Annotated in this window: 20 protein-coding genes; 6 read left to right on the top strand and 14 right to left on the bottom strand. The window is 61.0% G+C overall.

Features of this window, described 5'->3' with window-relative positions; translation table 11 throughout:
• Nucleotides 1-72: 72 nt before the first annotated feature.
• Nucleotides 73-1,569, bottom strand: coding sequence for an ABC transporter substrate-binding protein (locus EJ076_RS22270; RefSeq protein WP_245463104.1), 1,497 nt, complete (start codon nucleotides 1,567-1,569; stop codon nucleotides 73-75).
• 920 nt (nucleotides 1,570-2,489) lie between these two features.
• Here EJ076_RS22270 and EJ076_RS22275 point away from each other — a divergent pair.
• Nucleotides 2,490-6,272, top strand: coding sequence for a vitamin B12-dependent ribonucleotide reductase (locus EJ076_RS22275; protein ID WP_126069275.1), 3,783 nt, complete (start codon nucleotides 2,490-2,492; stop codon nucleotides 6,270-6,272).
• Between the two features lie 10 nt (nucleotides 6,273-6,282).
• On the top strand, nucleotides 6,283-7,968 hold the full coding sequence (locus EJ076_RS22280; RefSeq protein ID WP_126069276.1) for an AIPR family protein: 1,686 nt from the start codon (nucleotides 6,283-6,285) through the stop codon (nucleotides 7,966-7,968).
• Nucleotides 7,969-7,989: 21 nt separating this feature from the next.
• Here EJ076_RS22280 and EJ076_RS22285 read toward each other — a convergent pair whose 3' ends face one another.
• Both EJ076_RS22285 and EJ076_RS22290 read right to left on the bottom strand, forming a co-directional pair.
• Nucleotides 7,990-8,595, bottom strand: a complete 606-nt coding sequence (locus EJ076_RS22285; RefSeq protein ID WP_245462855.1) for a hypothetical protein — start codon at nucleotides 8,593-8,595, stop codon at nucleotides 7,990-7,992.
• 4 nt (nucleotides 8,596-8,599) lie between these two features.
• Nucleotides 8,600-9,121, bottom strand: coding sequence for a hypothetical protein (locus EJ076_RS22290; protein WP_126069278.1), 522 nt, complete (start codon nucleotides 9,119-9,121; stop codon nucleotides 8,600-8,602).
• 193 nt (nucleotides 9,122-9,314) lie between these two features.
• Here EJ076_RS22290 and EJ076_RS22295 point away from each other — a divergent pair, with 193 nt between their 5' ends.
• Nucleotides 9,315-9,647, top strand: a complete 333-nt coding sequence (locus tag EJ076_RS22295; RefSeq protein ID WP_245462856.1) for a hypothetical protein — start codon at nucleotides 9,315-9,317, stop codon at nucleotides 9,645-9,647.
• A 14-nt stretch (nucleotides 9,648-9,661) separates the two neighbouring features.
• On the opposite strand, the gene EJ076_RS22300 is transcribed toward EJ076_RS22295, so the two are convergent.
• The 3 genes from EJ076_RS22300 to EJ076_RS35280 all read right to left on the bottom strand — a co-directional run bounded on the left by EJ076_RS22300 (nucleotide 9,662) and on the right by EJ076_RS35280 (nucleotide 11,768).
• The gene (locus EJ076_RS22300) at nucleotides 9,662-10,627 is read right to left on the bottom strand and encodes a DUF3592 domain-containing protein (protein WP_245462857.1); all 966 of its coding nucleotides are present in this window, start codon (nucleotides 10,625-10,627) and stop codon (nucleotides 9,662-9,664) included.
• Between the two features lie 322 nt (nucleotides 10,628-10,949).
• Complete coding sequence (locus EJ076_RS22305) at nucleotides 10,950-11,558, bottom strand: class I SAM-dependent methyltransferase (RefSeq protein WP_126069279.1); 609 nt, start codon at nucleotides 11,556-11,558, stop codon at nucleotides 10,950-10,952.
• A 42-nt stretch (nucleotides 11,559-11,600) separates the two neighbouring features.
• Nucleotides 11,601-11,768, bottom strand: a complete 168-nt coding sequence (locus EJ076_RS35280) for a hypothetical protein (protein ID WP_164548704.1) — start codon at nucleotides 11,766-11,768, stop codon at nucleotides 11,601-11,603.
• Nucleotides 11,769-11,872: 104 nt separating this feature from the next.
• Here EJ076_RS35280 and EJ076_RS22310 point away from each other — a divergent pair, with 104 nt between their 5' ends.
• Nucleotides 11,873-12,784 (top strand): LysR family transcriptional regulator, encoded by a 912-nt coding sequence (locus tag EJ076_RS22310; RefSeq protein WP_126069280.1) that lies wholly within the window; start codon nucleotides 11,873-11,875, stop codon nucleotides 12,782-12,784.
• An 8-nt stretch (nucleotides 12,785-12,792) separates the two neighbouring features.
• Here EJ076_RS22310 and EJ076_RS22315 read toward each other — a convergent pair whose 3' ends face one another.
• Nucleotides 12,793-13,674: a glycoside hydrolase family 25 protein gene (locus EJ076_RS22315; protein ID WP_245462858.1), complete on the bottom strand. Its 882-nt coding sequence runs from the start codon at nucleotides 13,672-13,674 to the stop codon at nucleotides 12,793-12,795.
• Here EJ076_RS22315 and EJ076_RS35855 point away from each other — a divergent pair.
• Nucleotides 13,673-13,948, top strand: a complete 276-nt coding sequence (locus EJ076_RS35855) for a hypothetical protein (protein WP_245462859.1) — start codon at nucleotides 13,673-13,675, stop codon at nucleotides 13,946-13,948. The two genes, EJ076_RS22315 and EJ076_RS35855, sit on opposite strands and share 2 nt — an antisense overlap.
• A gap of 102 nt (nucleotides 13,949-14,050) precedes the next feature.
• On the opposite strand, the gene EJ076_RS22320 is transcribed toward EJ076_RS35855, so the two are convergent.
• The 4 genes from EJ076_RS22320 to EJ076_RS22335 form a co-directional block, all read right to left on the bottom strand.
• On the bottom strand, nucleotides 14,051-14,842 hold the full coding sequence (locus EJ076_RS22320; protein ID WP_126069282.1) for a phosphodiester glycosidase family protein: 792 nt from the start codon (nucleotides 14,840-14,842) through the stop codon (nucleotides 14,051-14,053).
• A 79-nt stretch (nucleotides 14,843-14,921) separates the two neighbouring features.
• Nucleotides 14,922-15,794, bottom strand: a complete 873-nt coding sequence (locus tag EJ076_RS22325; RefSeq protein ID WP_126069283.1) for an undecaprenyl-diphosphate phosphatase — start codon at nucleotides 15,792-15,794, stop codon at nucleotides 14,922-14,924.
• Nucleotides 15,795-15,999: 205 nt separating this feature from the next.
• A complete protein-coding gene (locus tag EJ076_RS22330; RefSeq protein WP_109669740.1) occupies nucleotides 16,000-16,197 on the bottom strand; it encodes a hypothetical protein in 198 nt (65 codons plus the stop codon).
• 151 nt (nucleotides 16,198-16,348) lie between these two features.
• On the bottom strand, nucleotides 16,349-16,747 hold the full coding sequence (locus tag EJ076_RS22335) for a GFA family protein (RefSeq protein ID WP_126069284.1): 399 nt from the start codon (nucleotides 16,745-16,747) through the stop codon (nucleotides 16,349-16,351).
• Between the two features lie 117 nt (nucleotides 16,748-16,864).
• Between EJ076_RS22335 and EJ076_RS22340 the strand changes: the two genes are divergently transcribed.
• On the top strand, nucleotides 16,865-17,893 hold the full coding sequence (locus EJ076_RS22340; RefSeq protein WP_126069285.1) for a 2OG-Fe(II) oxygenase family protein: 1,029 nt from the start codon (nucleotides 16,865-16,867) through the stop codon (nucleotides 17,891-17,893).
• 52 nt (nucleotides 17,894-17,945) lie between these two features.
• On the opposite strand, the gene EJ076_RS22345 is transcribed toward EJ076_RS22340, so the two are convergent.
• From EJ076_RS22345 to EJ076_RS22355, 3 genes are all read right to left on the bottom strand, one after another.
• The gene (locus tag EJ076_RS22345) at nucleotides 17,946-18,902 is read right to left on the bottom strand and encodes an alpha/beta hydrolase (protein ID WP_109669734.1); all 957 of its coding nucleotides are present in this window, start codon (nucleotides 18,900-18,902) and stop codon (nucleotides 17,946-17,948) included.
• A 26-nt stretch (nucleotides 18,903-18,928) separates the two neighbouring features.
• Nucleotides 18,929-19,414 (bottom strand): SRPBCC family protein, encoded by a 486-nt coding sequence (locus EJ076_RS22350; RefSeq protein WP_109669841.1) that lies wholly within the window; start codon nucleotides 19,412-19,414, stop codon nucleotides 18,929-18,931.
• A 136-nt stretch (nucleotides 19,415-19,550) separates the two neighbouring features.
• Nucleotides 19,551-19,799, bottom strand: a complete 249-nt coding sequence (locus EJ076_RS22355; RefSeq protein ID WP_013532091.1) for a ParB N-terminal domain-containing protein — start codon at nucleotides 19,797-19,799, stop codon at nucleotides 19,551-19,553.
• Nucleotides 19,800-19,946: the final 147 nt, after the last annotated feature.

Raw genomic sequence — 19,946 nt, forward strand, 5'->3', positions numbered from 1 at the left:
CTTCCACAATCCATCGAAACGGTCTTGTCGAGCGCCGGCAAAAGTCTGGCCGGCGCCCGGTTGCGGGAGGAACTACTTGCCTTCCAGATAGGCGTTCCAGAAATACGGCCATGGCGCCGGGGTCACGCCCTTGAGCGTCGGCGCCTGGGCGGCCAATGCGTTGAAGTCGCCGATCTTGACCGCCGGAACCTCGTCGAAGACCGCCTTTTGCACGTCGGCGAACAGCGCGACGCGCTTGGCCGGATCGGACTCGGCATTGAAGGCACCCAGCACCTGGTGCTTGCGGTCGGAAACCCACCAGCCCGGCGAGGAATCCGACATGATGCCGGTCAGCGAGGGCTCAGGCAGGAACGGGCTGTGGGTGATGTAGATGTCCCAGAGCGCCGGATCGGTGCGGTTCTTGGTCAATGTCGCCCATTCGACCACGTCGAGCTGGACCTGGAAACCGGCGGCCTTGAGATACTCCGCGGCAACCTGCGCCATCTTGTAGTGGAATTCGTACTGGCGGCTGGTGAGGATACGCAACGGCTTGCCGTCGTAACCGGCCTCTTTCAGCAGTGCGGCGGCGCCCTCGGTGTCGCCGTCGGGCTTGTAGGCTTCGACGCCGGCCTCGGTGTGCCAGGCATAGCCTTCGGGATAGAGCGCTCCGTCGGCGGCGAAGAAATCCTTCGACCCGAAGGCGGCAAGCAGCATGTCGTTGGGCGCCAGTGCCGCCTGGATCGCCTTGCGGATGCGGATGTCGGCGTTCAGTCCCTGCTTGGTGTTGAGGACGAAAACCGGCCAGCCGAAGGGTTTCAGGATGACGGGCGCGGTCTTGCCGCCGGAAATCTTGTCGAACGATTCCACGGGCAATGAATCGGCATAGGCGAACTGGCCGGCAACCGCACCCTCGACGCGGGTGTTGGCATCGGGGACCGGCACGAAACGGATTTCGTCGAGATATTGCTTTCTGGCACCGCCATAACCGTTTGGCTCGCCATCGCGCGACTTGTAGCCGTCGAAGCGGGCAAGCTGGATGAACTGGTCGGGCTTGCGGTCCTTCAGCATATAGGGGCCGGTGCCGACAAAACTGGTCAGCGGGTCCTGCCCTGCATTCTCGGAGGGAATGATGATGGCGGCGGCGTTGTTGAGCGACAACAGCGCCAGCAGTGGCGCGAATGGCTTCTTGAGCGTGATCTTGACCGTGCCGTCGTCGACCGCATCCACCGACGCGATGACCTCGGCGGCCTGCTTGCCGCGCGTGGCGATTTTCATCCAGCGCTGCAGCGACGCGACGACGTCGGCCGAGTTCATATCGCTGCCGTCATGGAACTTCACGCCGGTTCTGAGCTTGATGGTGTAGACGAGCCCGTCAGGTGAAATCTGCGGCATGTCGGCGGCGAGAAGCGGCGTGATGCCCCAATCCTTGTCGAAGGTGTAAAGCGTTTCGTAGATGTGCTGCGTGACGATGCCGACGAGATCGGCGGTCGACGCCATTGGATCGAGCGTTGGCGGTTCGCCGATCGTGGCCACATCGATGACGCCGCCCTTGGCGGGCTCGGCCCAGACATTGCCCGTCGCCGGCAGCATAAGCGCGGCGAGCGAAGCTGCGATTTGGAAAAAGCGCTTCATCTTGGTTCCCTTCGCATCTATTCCATATTTATGGAATTTATATCTTAGTTACGGACTAGTAGATGCATCAGCCCTTCGCAACGTCAAGTTTTTTCTCCCCGGGTTGCCTCGTCGTCCGAATCCGGGAATCGATTTGCGCCGCCATTCCCGACCGATCGCCCATTTCACCGGCAGATTGACGTATCGCCATGGAATTGGACCTCTGTGGCCAGCGCAGATGGCGGCAATCCAGGGCAAACGGCGGCTTGCCCAAGGGCAAACGGTGGCTTGCTCAAGGGCAAACGGCGGCTTGCGATCATGCCAAAGCGAATTCCGCTCAGCCGGCTTTCTATCCCCGTTATCCACATATGTGACACACAAGATGTTGGGGTCACAAAAGCTACGCAAACGAATCCTTGACGGCGCAAAACGAGTCGCCTTTTATAGGCCATGCGCTCCTGTTGAGAGTGCGACCGGAAAGTTCTGAGCCCGGTCTTTTTCCCGGATTATGTGCGTTTTTGCCCGCATTTCCGCCTGTTTACGAGGCCGGCGGAAGCGTTGGGATTGTGGGGTGGTTGGGGACGATAGGGACAATTGTCGGACTGGAATAAATTGTCTGTTAATACTATATTTAGTGTTTGCAGGTAGGTTCGACGCTAGATAGTGTGAATTTCCCTCGAGCGAGGGAATCGGAAAAAATCAGTTTTGAGGGACCCGCGGGTTCGTCGGCGCGTTGGACATGCACTTCGCAAGGAGTTTGACCAGCAGGGCCGGTGGAGACTGCAAAATGGAGAGCCGGCCGTTTTCGAACGCCGGCAGACGGCGGACATGCGCGTTTCGCATTGGGGGCAGAAATCCCTGGGGAAAAGCGCTATATATAGACAAAAGGGACCGGACCAATGCGCATCGAGCGTCGTTTCACCAAGCCAGGACAATCTGCCTACGCGGAGATCGAATTCCGCAAGGCGCTTTCGGAGATCAAGAATCCGGATGGTTCGGTGGTGTTCCGCTTGGACAATATCGACGTGCCGGCGCAGTTCTCCCAGGTTGCCGCCGACATCCTGGCGCAGAAGTATTTCCGCAAGGCCGGTGTCCCCGCGCGCCTGAAGAAGATCGAGGAGAACGACGTCCCCTCCTTCCTGTGGCGCTCCGTCGCCGATGAGGCCGAACTGGCAAAGCTGCCGGAAGCCGAGCGCTACGGCTCCGAGATCGACGCCCGCCAGGTCTTCGATCGGTTGGCCGGCACCTGGACCTATTGGGGCTGGAAGGGCGGCTACTTCAAGGCGTCGGAGGAAGACGCGCGCGCCTTCCGTGACGAGCTTGCCTATATGCTGGCCACCCAGCGCGTGGCGCCGAATTCGCCGCAATGGTTCAACACCGGCCTGCATTGGGCCTATGGCATCGACGGCCCCAGCCAGGGCCACTTCTATGTCGACCCGTTCACCGGCAAGCTGACCAAGTCGAAGTCCTCCTACGAGCATCCGCAGCCGCATGCCTGCTTCATCCAGGGCGTGCAGGACGACCTCGTCAACGAGGGCGGCATCATGGACCTGTGGGTGCGTGAAGCGCGCCTGTTCAAATACGGCTCCGGCACCGGCTCCAACTTCTCGCTGCTGCGCGGCGAAGGCGAAAAGCTGTCGGGCGGCGGCCGCTCGTCCGGTCTGATGAGCTTCCTCAAGATCGGCGACCGCGCGGCGGGCGCCATCAAGTCGGGCGGCACGACGCGCCGCGCCGCGAAAATGGTCATCGTCGACGCCGACCACCCCGATATCGAGGAATTCATCGACTGGAAGGTCAATGAAGAGCAGAAGGTCGCCTCGCTGGTGACCGGCTCGAAGATCGTCAAGAAGCATCTCGAAGCGATCATGAAGGCCTGCGTCAACTGCGAAGGCAATGGCGACGACTGCTTCGATCCGGCCATCAACACCGCGCTGAAGCGCGAGATCAAGGCGGCCAAGAAGTCCGCCGTGCCGGAGAACTACATCTACCGCGTCATCCAGTTCGCCAAGCAGGGCTATTCGTCGATGTCGTTCAAGACCTACGACACCGACTGGGATTCGGATGCCTACCTGACCGTTTCGGGCCAGAACTCCAACAATTCGGTGTCGCTGAAGGACAATTTCCTGCGCGCCGTCGAGGACGATGCCGACTGGCACCTGACCGCCCGCAAGGACGGCAAGGTATTGAAGACGCTGAAGGCTCGCGACCTCTGGGAAAAGATCGGTTACGCCGCCTGGGCTTCGGCCGATCCGGGCCTGCACTTCAACACGACGATGAACGACTGGCACACCTGCGCTTCCGCCGGTGCGATCCGGGCGTCCAACCCGTGCTCGGAATACATGTTCCTCGACGACACGGCCTGCAACCTCGCCTCGATCAACCTGCTGCCCTACCGCAACGCGGATGGCACCATCGACATCGCTGCCTACGAGCACACGGTGCGGCTGTGGACCGTCGTTCTCGAAATCTCGGTCATGATGGCGCAGTTCCCATCGAAGGAGATCGCCAAGCAGTCCTACGAATACCGCACGCTCGGCCTCGGCTATGCCAACATTGGCGGCCTGCTGATGACGTCTGGCATTCCCTATGACTCCGACGAAGGCCGCGCGATCTGCGCCGCACTCACCGCCATCATGACCGGCGTCGCCTACGCCACTTCGGCCGAGATGGCTTCCGAGCTCGGCGCCTTCGCCGACTACGACCGCAATGCGCAGAACATGCTGCGCGTCATGCGCAACCATCGCCGTGCCGCCTATGGCGAGAAGCAGGGCTATGAGAAGCTCGCCGTCAACCCGGTGCCGCTGGTCGCTTCCGACCTGAAGCAGCAGGACCTTGCCACCCACGCCAAGGCTGCCTGGGACCGCGCCATCGAGCTTGGCGAGGAGCATGGCTACCGCAATGCGCAGGCAACCGTGATCGCGCCGACCGGCACGATCGGCCTGGTCATGGATTGCGACACCACCGGCATCGAGCCCGACTTCGCCCTGGTGAAGTTCAAGAAGCTCGCCGGCGGCGGCTACTTCAAGATCATCAACCGCGCCGTGCCGGAAGCGCTGCGCACGCTCGGCTACTCCGAAGCCCAGATCGGCGAGATGGAGGCTTATGCGGTCGGCCACGGCAACCTCAACCAGGCGCCGGCAATCAACCCCGGCGCGCTCAAGGCCAAGGGTTTCACCGACGACAAGATCGCGGCGCTCAATGCAGCCTTGAAGTCGGCCTTCGACATCAAGTTCGTCTTCAACCAGTGGACGCTCGGCGCCGACTGGGTGAAGGAGACGTTTGGCTTCACCGACGAGCAGCTCAACGACTTCTCGTTCGAGATCCTGCCGGCGCTCGGCTTCTCCAGGAAGGACATCGAGGCCGCGAACATCCATGTCTGCGGTGCGATGACGCTGGAAGGCGCGCCCTTCCTCAAGGCCGAACACCTGGCCGTGTTCGACTGCGCCAGCCCGTGCGGCAAGATCGGCAAGCGCTCGCTGTCGATCAACAGCCACATCCAGATGATGGCGGCCGCACAGCCCTTCATCTCCGGCGCCATCTCCAAGACCATCAACATGCCCAACGATGCCACGGTGGAAGACGCCAAGGGCGCCTACATGCTGTCGTGGAAGCTGGCGCTGAAGGCCAACGCGCTCTACCGCGACGGCTCGAAGCTATCGCAGCCGCTCAATTCCTCGCTGCTCGCCGATGGCGAGGACGACGAGGACGAAGCCCTCGAGCAACTGATCGCCGCACCGGCGGCGGCACGCGCGGCGCAGATCACCGAGCGGATCGTCGAGCGCATCATCGAGCGCGTGTCGCGCGAGCAGGAAAAGCTGCCCGGCCGCCGCAAGGGCTACACGCAGAAGGCCAAGATCGGTGGCAACACCATCTTCCTGCGCACCGGCGAATATGACGATGGCCGTCTCGGCGAGATCTTCATCGACATGAACAAGGAAGGCGCGACGCTGCGTGGCCTTCTCAACAACTTCGCCATCGCCATCTCGCTCGGCCTGCAATACGGCGTGCCGCTCGACGAATATGTGCACGCCTTCACCTTCACCAAATTCGAGCCGGCCGGCATGGTGCAGGGCAACGATGCCATCAAGAGCGCGACGTCGATCCTCGACTACGTGTTCCGCGAACTGGCGATCTCCTATCTCGGCCGCAACGACCTCGCCCATGTCGACCAGTCGGACTTTTCCAACACCGCGCTTGGCCGTGGCATCAGCGAAGGCAAGACGGATGCGGTCTCCAAGGGCCTGACCCGTGGCGCCTCGCCGGTGAAGCTGGTGTCGCGCGTCAGCGGCAATGATCCGAAAGGCTTTGCAGCTCCCTCGGGCGCCCCTGCCCGATCAGTGCCAACAGCCTTCTCCGGCTCCAACGTGCTGGCCCTGAAACCGGCCAGCGACGAAGCGGTCGCCTACAAGCGCGACTATGAGGAGCGGGCGAAGGATCTGGCCGAGGACATCGCCTTCGAAGAAGCGGCAGGTGTTGCTTCCGACGCCACGGCGGGATTGTTCACCGACGCCGCGGCCGTTGAGGCGGCCGAGGCCAAGAAACTCGCCAACGACCGCCGCGCCAGGTCACTGCTCCAGGGCTACACCGGCAATTCCTGCTCCGAGTGCCAGAACTTCACGATGGTGCGGAACGGGACTTGCGAGAAGTGCGATACTTGTGGTGCGACGAGCGGGTGCAGCTGAGGGGATTTGATTGAGCCCAAAAGTCGTAAATGCAACGACGCCGACAATCCTAGATTTCGGCGTCGTTGAAAGCGGTATACGGGAACGTGAGAGCGCCAGCGTCTCGCGCAGCGATGCATTTACTAGACTTGCCTTAGAAACTGTCTTTGGGCTACCTCAACCAGAAGTCGACGAGTATATTGTTGACGGCTTTGATGACCGCGGCATCGATATTGTCTATATCGATCACGACAATCGTGTAATAAATATCGGGTCATGCAAGACGGTTGTCTCATATAAGAATTCTCGGAAGAATTTCCCTGGCGACGAAATTGATAAAATAATCTCTTTTGTTGAAGACCTCGTTCTTAACCGCGAGGATATGCTCAAAACATGCAACGGCCCTCTAGCTGCAAAAGTTAGGGAGATATGGGATATTTTTGCGGAAGAAAGCTATCGGATTTCGGTTCATCTCTTTTCAAACCAGGCCACGCTTCAAAAAGATGCTCACAACCGACTAGTTGAAGCTCTGAGCCGTCACGAAATTGCGCTGTTCGAATATGGGTTGTTCGAGCTATCTCACGGGGTCGTAAAGGCCACTAAGCCTCGGTTCAAAAAGAAGATTGTTCCGTCAGATGATGCCGCGTTCGGTGTAAAAGAAGCCAACAAGCGGGCGGTCATGCTGAAGGTCTCGTTGAAGGAACTGACGCAGTTTCTCAGCGCAGAAAATGAAGTATTCGATGAGCGATTAATCTGGCAAAACGTTCGATATTTTCTTGGCTTGGACAATGAGGTCAATAGGGAAATCCGGGAAACATTGCTGTCCGGGCAGGCAAGCGATTTTTGGTTCTTAAACTCCGGCCTTACAATCGTTTGCGAACAGATAGTTTCCGTAGCGAATGGCAGACATCCCATAACGATGGTAAACCCTCAGATCGTGAATGGCTGCCAAACCGCGACGGTCATTCATGCAGTTTCGACCGGAACCATGGCCGACCTGGACAACGGCTATGTTCATGTGAAAATCATCGAAACGAACGATAGTACATTTATCGAGCGGGTTGCCCTTGCAAGCAACACGCAAAGCCGCATCTTGAATCGCGACTTGAGAGCAAACGACAACATACAGCGCCAACTGGTCGAGTGTCTTCGACCTCACAACTATTTCTATGTTAGGAAGCGCGGAGAGAACGCACCTCGTCCAGGAATGAGGATGATCGATGCGGCGAGAGCAGGCCAACTCGTGCTGGCGTACCTTTGCGGCGAGCCGACAAAGAGCAAAACCAACTCTAACGATATATTTGGCGATCTATATGAAGAGGCTTTCAATCCTCACGCAGTAACGCCCGAGATAATTATCGCGGCGCACGAATGTTATTCCGTGATCGAGCGCCGCAGAAAAGAGATTCTGGCCTGGCAGGCATCGGTTACTCGAAATTCTTTTGAGGAATCATGGCTGATCGAAGGCCACTTTCATTTGCTATTCGTCATTGGTGAACTCATGCGCCGGGCTTCCATCCCGTTGGCAGAGACGACAATAGCCATTGGCTTGATTGAGAAGGCAAGCAGCATCCTGAGGACTTTTGTCGAGCGGAATCAAAAAGTTGCAAACTATCGACTCTTCCGTTTGGCCAGATCTCGGGAGGAAATCCTGAAGATCATCGACAATAACTCCAAGCCGGATGAGGCTAACCCGGTTCAGATTGAGCTATTCTAACATGTAGGGTCGGCGTAACGCCTACAACACCCGCAGCGTCTGCTCATCAAACAACGGCTCGTCCTGGCCGATGCGGACGAACAGCAGCTTGCGCCCCTCACCCGCAGGCACCTCGAAATACTGGATGCCGTCAGGCATTTCGCCCCAGTCGCCGCAGGGCGGCTCCGGAACCTCGTTGGGGTCGGCTAGCGCTTTCAGTTCTTTCGCGTAGGCAGCGTCCGGGCTGAATGTGTAGCGCTTGACGCCGGCGGGTACTGTGCCCTCGGTGTAAGGCGCCAGCACGCAGCGGGCGCTGACGGCCTTGTCGGTCTTTTGCAGGAACAGGCGTTGCAAGGCAGCCTCGCCGGTTTCGCCGGACCTGATGTCATACAACTCGACAAGAGGGTCGGCCGCGCCGCCATCGCTGTATTTGATGGCGAGCGCATTGCCGGCGAATTCGAAGTGGATCTGGCGGAAGCCGAAGTCGCAGCGCTGAACCCAGGCGGCCAGCCCGACATTTTTGTCCGTCAGCCTTTCCCAGACGCATTTGTCGATCGGCGGGCGCGATGGCGCCGGCTCGTCCGCACGCGCCACGGTGATTGTCGTCGCGGATGCAAGCAGGGCGCTGGCCCAGGTGATCGATCTCATGGCGCTATTCATCGCTGCATCCTGTCAAGGTGAAGGCATCCCAGGCCGAGCCGTCGGGATTGGCATTTGCGAAATCGGCTCCTTCGGTGAAAGCCACGCCGAAATCGGGCAAAAGCAGCCCTTTCGGCGCGGGTGTCGTTTCGCGCGAATTCAGCTGTTCGGCGCCGCCGCCGGTCAGGGCATAGATTTGGCCCATCCATATCCTGCACAGGCCGCTGCCATCCTGAAGGCCCACTTCGCGGTCGTCGTCTGTGCAGGTGTGGCGGATGGTGCCGAGCGGAAATGAATTCCTACCGTTGGTCCAGGTGATGTCGGCCGGCAGGCTTGTGCCGGTGTTGGGCACGGTCAGCGAAAACACCTGCGCCGTCAGCGCCGCCGGCTCGTTGGCGAGCGGCCGGAATTGCATGACCGCGCCCGAGCGCGGCTCGCGATAGGTGGCGTGGCTCAGCAGACAGTCTTTTGCGAAGGCCGCAGGCATCGGGCCGAGCAAGCCCAGGAAAACAAAGGCCAGTGTGCGGGTGATCATCAGATGTCTCTGGGAAAGCGTTGCCTGGGCCGCACAGTCGCATCATCCGCGCAAAAGCATAAGCGAAATCCGGAACGGCTGGGTCTGTCCGCTCCTGGACGAAAACTTATCCTGTACCCACGGCGACAGCCTGTATGGTCGAGCACAGCGGCCCAGGAGACAGATGATGCGGCGTTTGGTGATGACGATGGCAATGTCCGCATTTGCGGGCGGCCCGGCACTGGCGGCGGCGCCCTATGTCGGGGCATGGTCCAGCGACCGGCTGAACTGCAGTGCGGCGGCCGACGTCCAACGCGAAACCGTCTTCACTGTAGACCAGGCTGCCCTGTCGCTTCCCGAGTTTGGCTGCGAGCACGCGACATTTCGCAAAAATCCGACCGGATGGGTGGTGCGGGCAAGCCAATGCTACGGCTCTGACCCGTCGCTCGAAGAGCCGTTCACGCGTGTCATCCACATCGTCAGGCACGGCGCCACGCTGCGGTTCACCTGGCCTGGCTTCGACAGCGGCCCCCTCGTCCGCTGCTGAATGCGTCCATCGCCTCAGAACAGCCCGACCAGAAACGCGGCGCCACCGAGAAAGCCTGCCGAGCAGACCCACAGCAACCACAGCCCGCGCACCCGGCATTCGAGCACCGCCGAGGCGGGGTTGGCGGGGTCATAGTGGACGTCGACCTTGCTACCCTCGACATACTGTCGTGCCTGGCCGCCGACGAGGCCGGGCAGCGAAGCCGTCACGGTGGCGCCGAAGGTCACGCGATCGGCGCTGTAGCGCTGGCCGGCGACGCCATAGGAGTAGACGATGCGAGATTTGAAGACGGTGCGCCAGCGTCGATAGCCTGAATGGCTTCGAAGCGCCTGCAGGCCCGAGGACTCGATGCGACCGGCCGCGATCGGCCATTTTGCCCCCTGCTCCGCCAACGATTTCTGGGCGAAACCCATGCGCAGGATAAACAGACCCATGAACAGCAGCAGCGCTCCCGCGCCGAGGTTCTGCGGCTTGGGCAGATGCGGGCCGATCGCTTCCAGCACACCGCCGACGGAAAACACCAGCACCAGCGCGCCGACCACCAGTCCGGCCGAAAGCTGGACCATGAACTTGAAGGCGCCTTCGGGCATGGTGCGCTCGATCACGGCTTTGCTCGGAGCCGCCGGATCATAGAACACGGTCACCTCAGCACCGCGGGGAAACCGTGCAAGGGTCTCCTTGACTTCAAAATTCCCCAGATTCTCCTGCACGCTGTAGCGCGAACCGCGAAATGTCTTGCCGCCAACCTTGTATTCGAAGGTGATCGCCGGAAAATTGCGGATCTCGGTGGAATCGCTGCTGTCCGAACCGCTGCCAGAGCTGCGGACCTCGCGTGCCTCAACGCGCGAAGAGACGATCTTTCCCGGCGCCGGCAACCAGCGGCTGACCGCCTTCACTTCTCGCCATTTCAGAAAGGTGACGATCGACAGCCCGCCGGCGACCGCGCAGGCAAAGCCGACAAGCAGAATCTTGAGCTCCAACTCGTCTCCCCCCAGGAGTGCAGGAGCCTGCACATAGACAGCAAGGCCGCGGCAATGTCTCGTATATTCGAGAAGCCGCCTCTCCAGAAAGGAAAAGACCGTCTTCCGTTGATCCAGATCAACGCACATGCACCGCTCATGCTGTCTCCTCGACACTCATCGAAGGGAGAACGAGCGTGTCGACTTACGACCTCATGGTTATCACCGCAGTGCTAGTCTGTTTCGGGTCATTCTCTGCAGTCCTGGCCTATGCCACCCTCGATGAATCGCGTCGCCGGCCACGCAGATAAGAGCAGCGCAAACAGCGACAGTCCACGCCGCGTCATGCTGGCCTGATAGCCAGGAAGGTGTTCCATTCTTCGCGATCGCGGCCGACGTTGAAATCGTCCCTGATCAGGACCAGCCCGGCGCTTTCGAGACGGGCCGCGAAGTCGTCCCTGCGCCAGTAGACCGTATGATATTCGCCTGACGTCTCACCATCGCCATTGCGCATAGATACGAGAAAGGCGCCGCCTGGCCGCAGCGACCCGGCTATCTTGGCAAGGACCTGGTCGGTCTGGTCGCGCGGCACATGGATCAGGACGCACAGGGCCAGCACCGCGTCGTAGGGGCCGCCGAGATCATCGGTGAGGAGATCGAGGAGTTCGCCGCGCTTGCCGCGCGCGGCCTGCAGCTCCAGAAACCGCTTCGTCGCGTCGGTGCGCCGAACCTTGACGCCCAAACTCTCCAGAAAGTCCGCATCGTATCCCGCTCCGGACCCAACTTCCAGAATCTGGCCGCTGGTACCGGCGATCGCCACAAGGCGCTTCAGCGATGCCTGCTCCCTCTCGTTGGGAACATGCCTCACGATGGCATCGTACTGTTCCGCATAATCCTCATAAGCACTGATCGTTTGACGGCTCTTCGCCAGATCCTGCGATGACACGCTCATCTTTCCCTCCCTTGCATTCTAAGTCGGTCAAAGAGACTTGCCTCAGCGGATGCTGCCGTTGGGAACATGTCCGTCGAGCATGCCGATATCGCGCAGGAAGTGGTCCGACAGGCAACGGCGATCGAGCAGGCGGCGCGAGCGGGGCCTGAACGGTGCGATGAAGAGATCGAGCGTCGGGCGACGAAGCGCGTTGTAGAGGGTCGTGGTCATTGCCGTGTCCTTCCGGGTTCGAGTTGATGGACAGAGCATGCCTCTTTCCAGCCTTGGATTCCAATCGAACGTCGCGTATCATGCATCAGGAGGATTGATGCGTCATGAGTTGGGAGCTGCCGCCGCTAGGCGCTATTAGGGTGTTTGAGGCCGCAGCGCGGCTGGGCAGTTTCACCAAGGCCGCCGAAGAACTCGGCATGACCCAGTCAGCGGCCAGCTATCAGATCAAAGTGCTGGAAGAACGCGCCGGGACGCCGCTTTTCATAAGGAAAACAAGGCAGATCGTGCTGACCGAGGCTGGGCAGCAGTTGGCGCCGCACGCAACCGGCGCGTTCTCGGCCCTGGCGGATGCATGGGTCGCCACCAAGGGCGGAGCGACCGGCGTGCTTTCCGTCACGACCATGGAAACATTCGCAACGAACTGGCTGGCCGTATGGCTTGGAACATTCCAGCTGATGCATCCCGATCTTGCCGTGAAGGTGAATACATCGGCCCGGCTGGTCGATTTCACCCGCGAGGACATGGATATCGGCATCAGAACCGGCACCGGAAAATGGCCCGGCCTGGCGGCGCATTATCTGTTCAAGGCGGACTACACGCCAATGCTCAGCCCCAAGCTGGCCGAGAGCGTGGGCGGTATTCGCCACCCCGAGGATCTCTACAAGGTAGCGCTATGCTGTGCGACCGATCCCTGGTGGAAAATCTGGTTCGAAGCAGCCGGCGTGCCCTTCGATCCCGATCGCGTCATCGCGGGTCCAATGCTGGGTTCGCAGGCTTATGATGCGATGGCGGCACTGACCGATCAGGGCGCCGCGATCCTCACCCGCAACATCTACAGCGCCCTTTTGGCAAAGGGCCAGTTGATACAGCCGTTCGAAGTCCTCGGCTCCGACGGCGACGGCTATTGGCTGGTGCACCTGGAAAGCCGCCGCAACACGCCGAAGATCAAGGTGTTCCGCGACTGGGTGCTGGCGCAGACGGCGGATATCAGGGAGAGCGAAGCACGTCGGATCTGACGGCTGTCTCAGTCGGCGTCGGCGACGGTCTGCCGGCCACCGGCCCAATTGCGCCATTGCCGTTCGTCGCCGTGGAAGACGTTGAGGTCGATGCGGCCGGTGACGCCATGCGACAGGCCGGAGCCGGAATACTGCCAGAACAGCCATTTGCGGTCGGGGTAGACCTTGGATGGATGCCGCGCCACAGCGCGCACCCAGAACGGATAATCGAGGAATTCACCCCTGAGATTGTCACGGTAGAAATCAGGCGCGGTGTAGATGATGGGCCGCTGGCCGTAATGGCGTTCCAGCTTGTCCATGAACACCTGCATCTTCTCCAGCACCTTTTCGCGCGACGGCCGCCGCTTGCAGCTGGACTCGCCGTTCCACTCGACGTCGATCACCGGCGGCAGCGCGCCTTCGACCCTGGGCACATTGCGGATGAACCAGTCGGCCTGTTCGCCGGCCGTGCGACACCAGTAGAAGAAGTGGTAAGCGCCACGCTTCAGGCCGGCAGCGTCGGCATTGCGCCAGTTCTTCATGAACATCGGATCGAGATGATCACCACCGTCGGTCGCCTTGATGTAGGCGAAGTTGGCGCCCTGGACGCGCAGCTTGTCCCAGTTGACGTTGCCTTGCCAGCGTGAGACGTCGACGCCGTGCACGGCAAGATGGCGGGGCGAACCCTTGCCGAAATTGATCGGCTTGGCATCGCGAAAACCATAGCGGGTGACCGGCCCGGCAAGCATCGGAGGCGCCGCGCGGCTCAAGAGCCTCGGCGGCGATACCAGGGCCGCCGGCTCGATCGAGGGCTCGATGCTGTCCGACGGTTCCGGCGCTGAAAGTGCCACCGTCTCTTCCTCCGCCAGACCGAAAGGCCGCGGACTTTCGTCCGGGTCATTGTCAGACATGGGCGCCATTTCGACCCTTGGCGCGCGCTTGGCCATTGCCTGGGGGACTGCCGCTATAGGTGCCGGCGGCCGGATCACGGAACTGGTGGTTTCGCTCGACGGTTTCTGCAAATCCAAGGCATCGATGCCGGCCGTCGACGTGCAGCCGGCAAGGCATAACGATGCGATCAAGAAACTGATAGCGCCCGGAATCCGCATCTGGACCTGTACTCAAAACACAACAGACCGAGGGCAAAATGACAGCCAACGGACAAACCGGATCAGTTATGAATGAGAAATTACCAATAAAGTTTGAATCAAGGATTATTAGTCGGAGCGAAGGTTGGCGAACGGGGTTCGCGACGGCCAAGCGAGAGTCGGAAAGAGAGCTCGGGCGCTAGCCATTCTTCCTGAAGACGCCAATCATCGGCCCCAAATTCCAGTAGTCGTCGTTGCGGCCGATGGCAGGCGCAAACAGGCTGGATATCGTGCCGTCGAGGAACAGCGCGTTGTCGCAGCCGAGCGCGTCGCGGAAAAGCCGGGCGAAGGCATGGAAGGTCACCGTGCCGTTCGAAATCGCAAACACCGCAACGCCGTCCTTTCGCACCCCGACCCCGTCGCGGGTTTTTCGCGAGGTGCTGTCGGCCTGGAATTTCGGATGCAGCTGGCCGTCGATCACCAGCATTGGCCCGGATTGCGTCGCATAATCGACGCTCGGACGCCTTTTCACAAAATCCCTGGTGGCGCGGACCGCGGCCTTGCCGTCGCGCATGTAGAAAATACCGTTCGGCTGCAGGGAAAAATTGCCGCTTCCCGATCCCGTCTTCACATCAGCCATTTCCTGGCCGTGCTCGACATAGAGACCGACCGGCGCGAGGTTCGGGTGATACATGCCGGCATTGATGCCGAACAGCATCGTGCGCCCGGCCGCCTGCTGCGCGGCATGGAGATTGTGCAGCGACTGAAATGGCTTGCCCGCCGGATCCTTCCAGAACAACTCGACCTGATATCGTTTCGGGTCGACCTCGCACACGAGATAGCTGGTCGCCTCGAAGGCGAAGTCCCGGCATGGCGGCAGCGAGGCAACCCACTGGCCCAACCCCATGCCGAGTGTCGCCACCGACGGCAGCGCGCCCTTGGCGAGCGCCAGCAGCAATGGGACCGATTGCAGAAAGGTCAAAAAATCCATGCGCGTACCGGAATCGAAGTTCGAGGCCCGGTACGGATATAGCCCGTTTCAAGCGATACTGTGGAAGACTCAGGCGCGCTTAGACAAGCCATCCCATGGCGACGCACAGTAGCAGGACGACACCGAGCACGCCGCGATAGATGACGAACGGCCAGGCCGAAAAACGCTCCAGCACGCGCATCAGCCCCCATATGGCGAAGAAGGCGGAGATCGAGGCAACGACCAGCCCGACGGCGAGGACCGACCAGCCATGGGCGTCGAGATGGACCTTGTGCAGTTCCCAAAGCTCCTTGAGACCGGCGAGCGCAATCGCGGGCAACCCGAGCAGGAACGAGAAGCGCGCCGCTTCGGCCCGCTTGAAGCCGAGCCCCAGTGCTGCGGTCAGGGTCGAGCCGGAGCGCGACACGCCGGGGATAAGCGCACCGATCTGGGCAACACCGACGAGCAGCGCATCCGCCAGCGACGCTTCGCCCATGCTGCGCCGGTGGCGTGCAAAAATCTCGGCCAGCGCCAGCAGGATCGCCATGGCGATGCAGGCCCAGCCGATCACAGTCAGGCTGCGCAGCGGCGAATTGCAGGCGTTGAGCACGCCCGATAGGGCAACGCCGGCGATGACGATCGGGATCGTCGCCAATATGATCCAGAGCGCCAGCCGGAAATGCCGGTCAGCGAAATCGCGTCGCGCCAGTGCGTCGAGCGACCCAAACAGGATATCCCTGACGTCACTCCAGAAATAGCTGACCACCGCGGCAAGGGCCGCGAGTTGCATGGCGGCGGAGAAGGCGGAGCCGGGATCCTGCCAGCCGAGTACGGCCGGCACGATGCGCATATGGGCGGTCGAGGAAATCGGCAGCAGTTCGGTGATGCCTTGCACCACGCCGAGGAACGCCACCTTGGCAAATCCCAAGCCGACGAAGCCCGTGTCCAGGCCTTGAGTGCAGATGTCGGCCAATGTCGAATTCCATGCATGAGAGATCGGACTTGCGCGGAGAGACCAGCATCGGTCAATCCCGGGCAAGCCTTATCGTCATGGGCAGGATAATCAATTTACGGATTTGTAAGCTGGTGCCGGGATGCACGCGATTCAAAACCAGCCCACCTTGGGGCCAGCTTGAGATTCACAGGGAAAATCGCGACGTGATTAGTCGCAACGCGATTTACGGGCAGAGCCAGAGTTTCTGGCATGTCCTGGCGATCACATGCGCCGGCGGCACGTCAGGTTCATCGACGGAGGGCCGGCGAACCCGTTCGAGCAGCATGCGCACCTGTTCGGGGCGCACACGATCGCGCTCCATCACAAGCAGGACCATCGGATCGCTCAAAAGCTCATCCAGGGTGCTGATGCTGTCGTTCATCCGTCGTCTCCTCGAATGCCGTGCCCGCGCCCCTTAAATAGGGAGACAAAGATGGCCCGCCAATGACGCTTTGCCGGCTATCTCGTGTCTCTTTCGATTAAATTTTGGTCATGGTTACGCTCTTCCTTCTCTCCCTGCGGACGAAGGAAAACTAGCCTGGCGGCGGAGCGCCTTCGTACTGCGGCAAGCCGTCATCGAGCATCAGCCAGGGCTGCTTCGAGGCCGTGAAAATATGCATTTGCGGCTTGAAAACAGAGGGATCGTCGAGCGAACCGGTGGTGATGCCGATAATCCCCGCGGAATCGCGCCGGGAGAACATCGTCGTGCCGCAACTCGGGCAAAAGCCGCGCTTGAGGTCCGGCGAGGAGTTTATCGTCGCCAGTGGCCCGTCGACCGTCAAATCGTCGATGCGAAACAGCACGCGGGCGTTGAAGGCGGCACCGATCGCCTTCTGGCAAATCCGGCAGTGGCAGATGCGTTCGTTGATGGGAGCCGCGTCCGTGCGGTAGCGCACCGCCTTGCACAGGCATCCGCCCTCATATCTTGCCATCGCCCGGATCCATTGGTGGAGAGAATAAGCGGCACCGTAGCGGCGGGACCGATTGGGTCAATTGAAAAGCTTTGATACAACGTCATCGATTATCGTGATGCGGATGGAACCGAAGCCATGACGCCGGACATCGAAACCATCGGCATTGCGGACCTGTTCGGGCCGCCCTCGCCCGCTCGCGACCGCACCGACGCCAGGATCATGGCGGCAGCCTCCGGAATCGGCTTCATGGCGGTCCGGGACTTTCCCGGCGACGACTGGCTGACGCCGGACAAACGCGCACAATTGCTGCGCATCTTCTCGCTTGCCGACGCCGAGAAGCAGAAACTGCTGCGCTGGAATTTCGACCGCACGAAAAAGAACGTCTATCGCGGCTGGTTCCCGCTGCAGCCGACAGCCGTTTCCTACAAGGAAGGCGTCGACATGGGACCGGATCTCGCCCATGCGACTGATGTCCCGGCTTCCGACGATCCGTTGTGCGAGCCGACACCCTTGCCGACCGAAGACGCTCTGCCCGGCTGGCGCGCGGCGGCGGCGGATTATTACCGCGCGATGGAGACTGTGGGCAACGCACTGATGCGCTCGATCGCCCGCGGGCTTGGCCTGCCGGAAACCATCTTCGACGCCTATTTCAAGCATGGCATCTCGACGCTGCGGCTGATCCGTTATCCCCTGCGGGACGCCAATGCCGGGGTCGACACCAGCGGGCCGGAGTTTTCGGTTGTCCACAAGGGTGAGACGCGCACCATCATCGGCCGCGAGCATGCCGATTCCGGCTTCGTCACCTTGCTGGCGCAGGACGGCGTCGAGGGCTTGCAGGCCAAGAACCTTGCCGGCGAATGGATCGACGTGCCGCCGGCCAACGGCACGCTTGCGGTCAATTTCGGCCAGCTGCTGGAACGCTGGACCGGCGGGCGCGTCCGGGCAACGCGGCACCGGGTGATTGCCCCGAAGACGGCGCGCTTCTCGATCCCGTTCTTCTACGAACCGCGCGTCGACGCCGAGATTGCGCCGTTGCCGCTGACCGGCGCGGAGCCCTTCGAGCCGTTTCTCTACGGCGACTATCTCTGGGAAGCGGCGACGAATTTCGTCGAGATGAGCGGCATCAAGCATCTCAGGCAGCCGCGCCGCGCCAAGGCTTCATAAACAAAGCCGCCGGCCGCCTCATGAGAGACGGCCGGCGGGAATCGACGGGCAGTCATTCCGTTTCGCTGACGACCTCGTCCCAGGTCTTCACCTTGGTCTCGCCATTGAGGAAAGGCAGCGCGGCGGCCGTCAGCTCGGGGGCGAAAAAGACGTCGTAATGGGTGCGGTTGGGCAGTATCGCCAGGCGGTTCTGTGACAGGTTCTCGCGCATCCAGCCGGCGTCTTTCAGTCCGCCGCCGAGCATCTGGTAGAACTTGATCTCATGCTCGGGCCGGTACATGTCGCTGTCGCCATAGGCCAGCATGACCGGCATCTTCAGCTTGGCGACGTCGGCGGAGTAGTCGTAGTCCTGGCGCATGAAATTGCCGAGCGCGTCGAGCAGCTTCGGGAAATCCTGCGGACGTGGCGCCACTGCCATGTAGGATTTGTACATCGGCGTGTCCTTCATGAAATCGGCCGCCGCCGCACTGACCTGCGCCTGCTGGCCGCGCATCTCGGCGTAGAAGCCGTCCGCGGCGTAGCCGGTCGACACCAGGACAAGCCGGCGCACCGCTTCAGGATGCTGGACGGCCATGCGGAAGGCGACGCCGCCGCCCAGCGAATAGCCCATGACGTCGACCTTGTCGTAGCCAAGCGCCTTGACGATATCAGCCATGTCGTCGCCCATCGCCTCCAGACTGAACGGCCGCTCGCCGAGCGCCGTGCGGCCATGACCTTGCAGGTCGACACCGATGATGGTGCGGTTTTCGGCAAGCTTGGGCAGGAGCGGCGCGAACATGTCCGTGGTGCCGAGGCCGCCATGCAGCAGGAGCAGCGGCTCGCCCTTGCCGTAGATGGCATAATAGTAGGTCAGGCCGTTGATCGGCAGCAGGCCGGACTTCTCCGGCTTCGGCAGTGCGTTCGTTTCGGTCGTCATGGCGGATTTGGTCTCCTCTGCATTGGTGATGCCCGGGCAGCCAAGAAGCGCTGCGGCCGAAACAAGAATGGCGAAAATCAGGGTTTTGGACATATCGATCTCCTCTCGTCCTGCCGATATCAAAGCGTTTTGGCGAGGTCTTCGAGCTGGTCGGTGCACTGGCCCCAGCCCTCGTGGAAACCCATCTTCTCGTGCTGTTCGCGGTCGGCGGCGCTCCAATGCCTGACCCGAGCGATATAGCGGGTCTTGCCGTTGCCCTCGTCCTCGAAGGTCAGCACGCCGGTCATGAACGGCTTTTCCGACGGCTCCCATGCCTGGGTATAGGCATCGGTGAAGACGATCTTCTTGCCGGGAACGACTTCGAGGAAGACGCCTGGGTTGGGGTATTCGTTGCCATCGGGGCTCGCCATGACGACAAGGCTCGAGCCGCCGGTGCGCACATCCATTTCGGCGCGCGGCGTCGTCCACGGTTTTGGCGAGAACCATTGCGTCACCAGTTTCGGGTCGGTCCAGCAGCGATAGACGTTTTCGCGCGGCGCATCGATGATGCGGGCCAGAACCAGTTCACGGTCATTGGCGGGGGCGATGTCGAGCTTGGTGGTCATGATGGTGTCCTCGGTGTGGGTTTGATCTGGCTTGCGTCCCAAGGACGAGCCGATGAACCGCAAACCGACACCGCCAGCGAAAAATTCTGGGGTATGCTTGTGCTGTGTGGAGAGTGCCTAGCGAATTAAGGCCGCGTCAGTGGCGCTTGGCTTGCACCAGATAGGCCTCTATCTCGGTCTCGCCGAGCCACTTTGCCGCCTCCAGCCGATGCAGGCCTTCGACGAGGATATGGCGCTTGCCGTCGTGGCGAACCTGGATCGGCGTCTTCATGCCATTCTCCAGGATGTCCTCGGCCAGATGACGGACGGTCTCGGGATGCAGCGTCTTCTTGCGCGCCGTCGGCACGTAGATCTCGTCGACCTTGACCTTTTGCACTCTGAGCATGCCGACCCCCGTGGCGGAAACGCCGCCTCCCCTGAGATAGTCCGTTTGATGGAGTCGGCCAAGGGTGCGGCTAACGAATACGATGCCGAAGGTCATTCTCATAAGATGCCATGACAGCAGACCGTTTGCCTGTCGGCGTGCGTTTCG

This window comes from Mesorhizobium sp. M7D.F.Ca.US.005.01.1.1 (assembly GCF_003952545.1).
In the GTDB taxonomy this organism is placed as follows: Bacteria; Pseudomonadota; Alphaproteobacteria; order Rhizobiales; family Rhizobiaceae; genus Mesorhizobium; species Mesorhizobium loti.

Bases quoted from the DNA above. Each gene is read 5' to 3' on its own strand.
- EJ076_RS22275 (WP_126069275.1), top strand. From the start codon at position 2,490: ATGCGCATCGAGCGTCGTTTCACCAAGCCAGGACAATCTGCCTACGCG.
- EJ076_RS22315 (WP_245462858.1), bottom strand. From the start codon at position 13,674: ATGTCTGACAATGACCCGGACGAAAGTCCGCGGCCTTTCGGTCTGGCG.
- EJ076_RS22355 (WP_013532091.1), bottom strand. From the start codon at position 19,799: ATGCTCAGAGTGCAAAAGGTCAAGGTCGACGAGATCTACGTGCCGACG.
- EJ076_RS22310 (WP_126069280.1), top strand. From the start codon at position 11,873: ATGAGTTGGGAGCTGCCGCCGCTAGGCGCTATTAGGGTGTTTGAGGCC.
- EJ076_RS22330 (WP_109669740.1), bottom strand. From the start codon at position 16,197: ATGAACGACAGCATCAGCACCCTGGATGAGCTTTTGAGCGATCCGATG.
- EJ076_RS22305 (WP_126069279.1), bottom strand. From the start codon at position 11,558: ATGAGCGTGTCATCGCAGGATCTGGCGAAGAGCCGTCAAACGATCAGT.
- EJ076_RS22290 (WP_126069278.1), bottom strand. From the start codon at position 9,121: ATGATCACCCGCACACTGGCCTTTGTTTTCCTGGGCTTGCTCGGCCCG.
- EJ076_RS35855 (WP_245462859.1), top strand. From the start codon at position 13,673: ATGGGCGCCATTTCGACCCTTGGCGCGCGCTTGGCCATTGCCTGGGGG.
- EJ076_RS22350 (WP_109669841.1), bottom strand. From the start codon at position 19,414: ATGACCACCAAGCTCGACATCGCCCCCGCCAATGACCGTGAACTGGTT.
- EJ076_RS35280 (WP_164548704.1), bottom strand. From the start codon at position 11,768: ATGACCACGACCCTCTACAACGCGCTTCGTCGCCCGACGCTCGATCTC.
- EJ076_RS22345 (WP_109669734.1), bottom strand. From the start codon at position 18,902: ATGTCCAAAACCCTGATTTTCGCCATTCTTGTTTCGGCCGCAGCGCTT.
- EJ076_RS22320 (WP_126069282.1), bottom strand. From the start codon at position 14,842: ATGGATTTTTTGACCTTTCTGCAATCGGTCCCATTGCTGCTGGCGCTC.
- EJ076_RS22295 (WP_245462856.1), top strand. From the start codon at position 9,315: ATGTCCGCATTTGCGGGCGGCCCGGCACTGGCGGCGGCGCCCTATGTC.
- EJ076_RS22335 (WP_126069284.1), bottom strand. From the start codon at position 16,747: ATGGCAAGATATGAGGGCGGATGCCTGTGCAAGGCGGTGCGCTACCGC.
- EJ076_RS22285 (WP_245462855.1), bottom strand. From the start codon at position 8,595: ATGAGATCGATCACCTGGGCCAGCGCCCTGCTTGCATCCGCGACGACA.
- EJ076_RS22270 (WP_245463104.1), bottom strand. From the start codon at position 1,569: ATGCTGCCGGCGACGGGCAATGTCTGGGCCGAGCCCGCCAAGGGCGGC.
- EJ076_RS22340 (WP_126069285.1), top strand. From the start codon at position 16,865: ATGACGCCGGACATCGAAACCATCGGCATTGCGGACCTGTTCGGGCCG.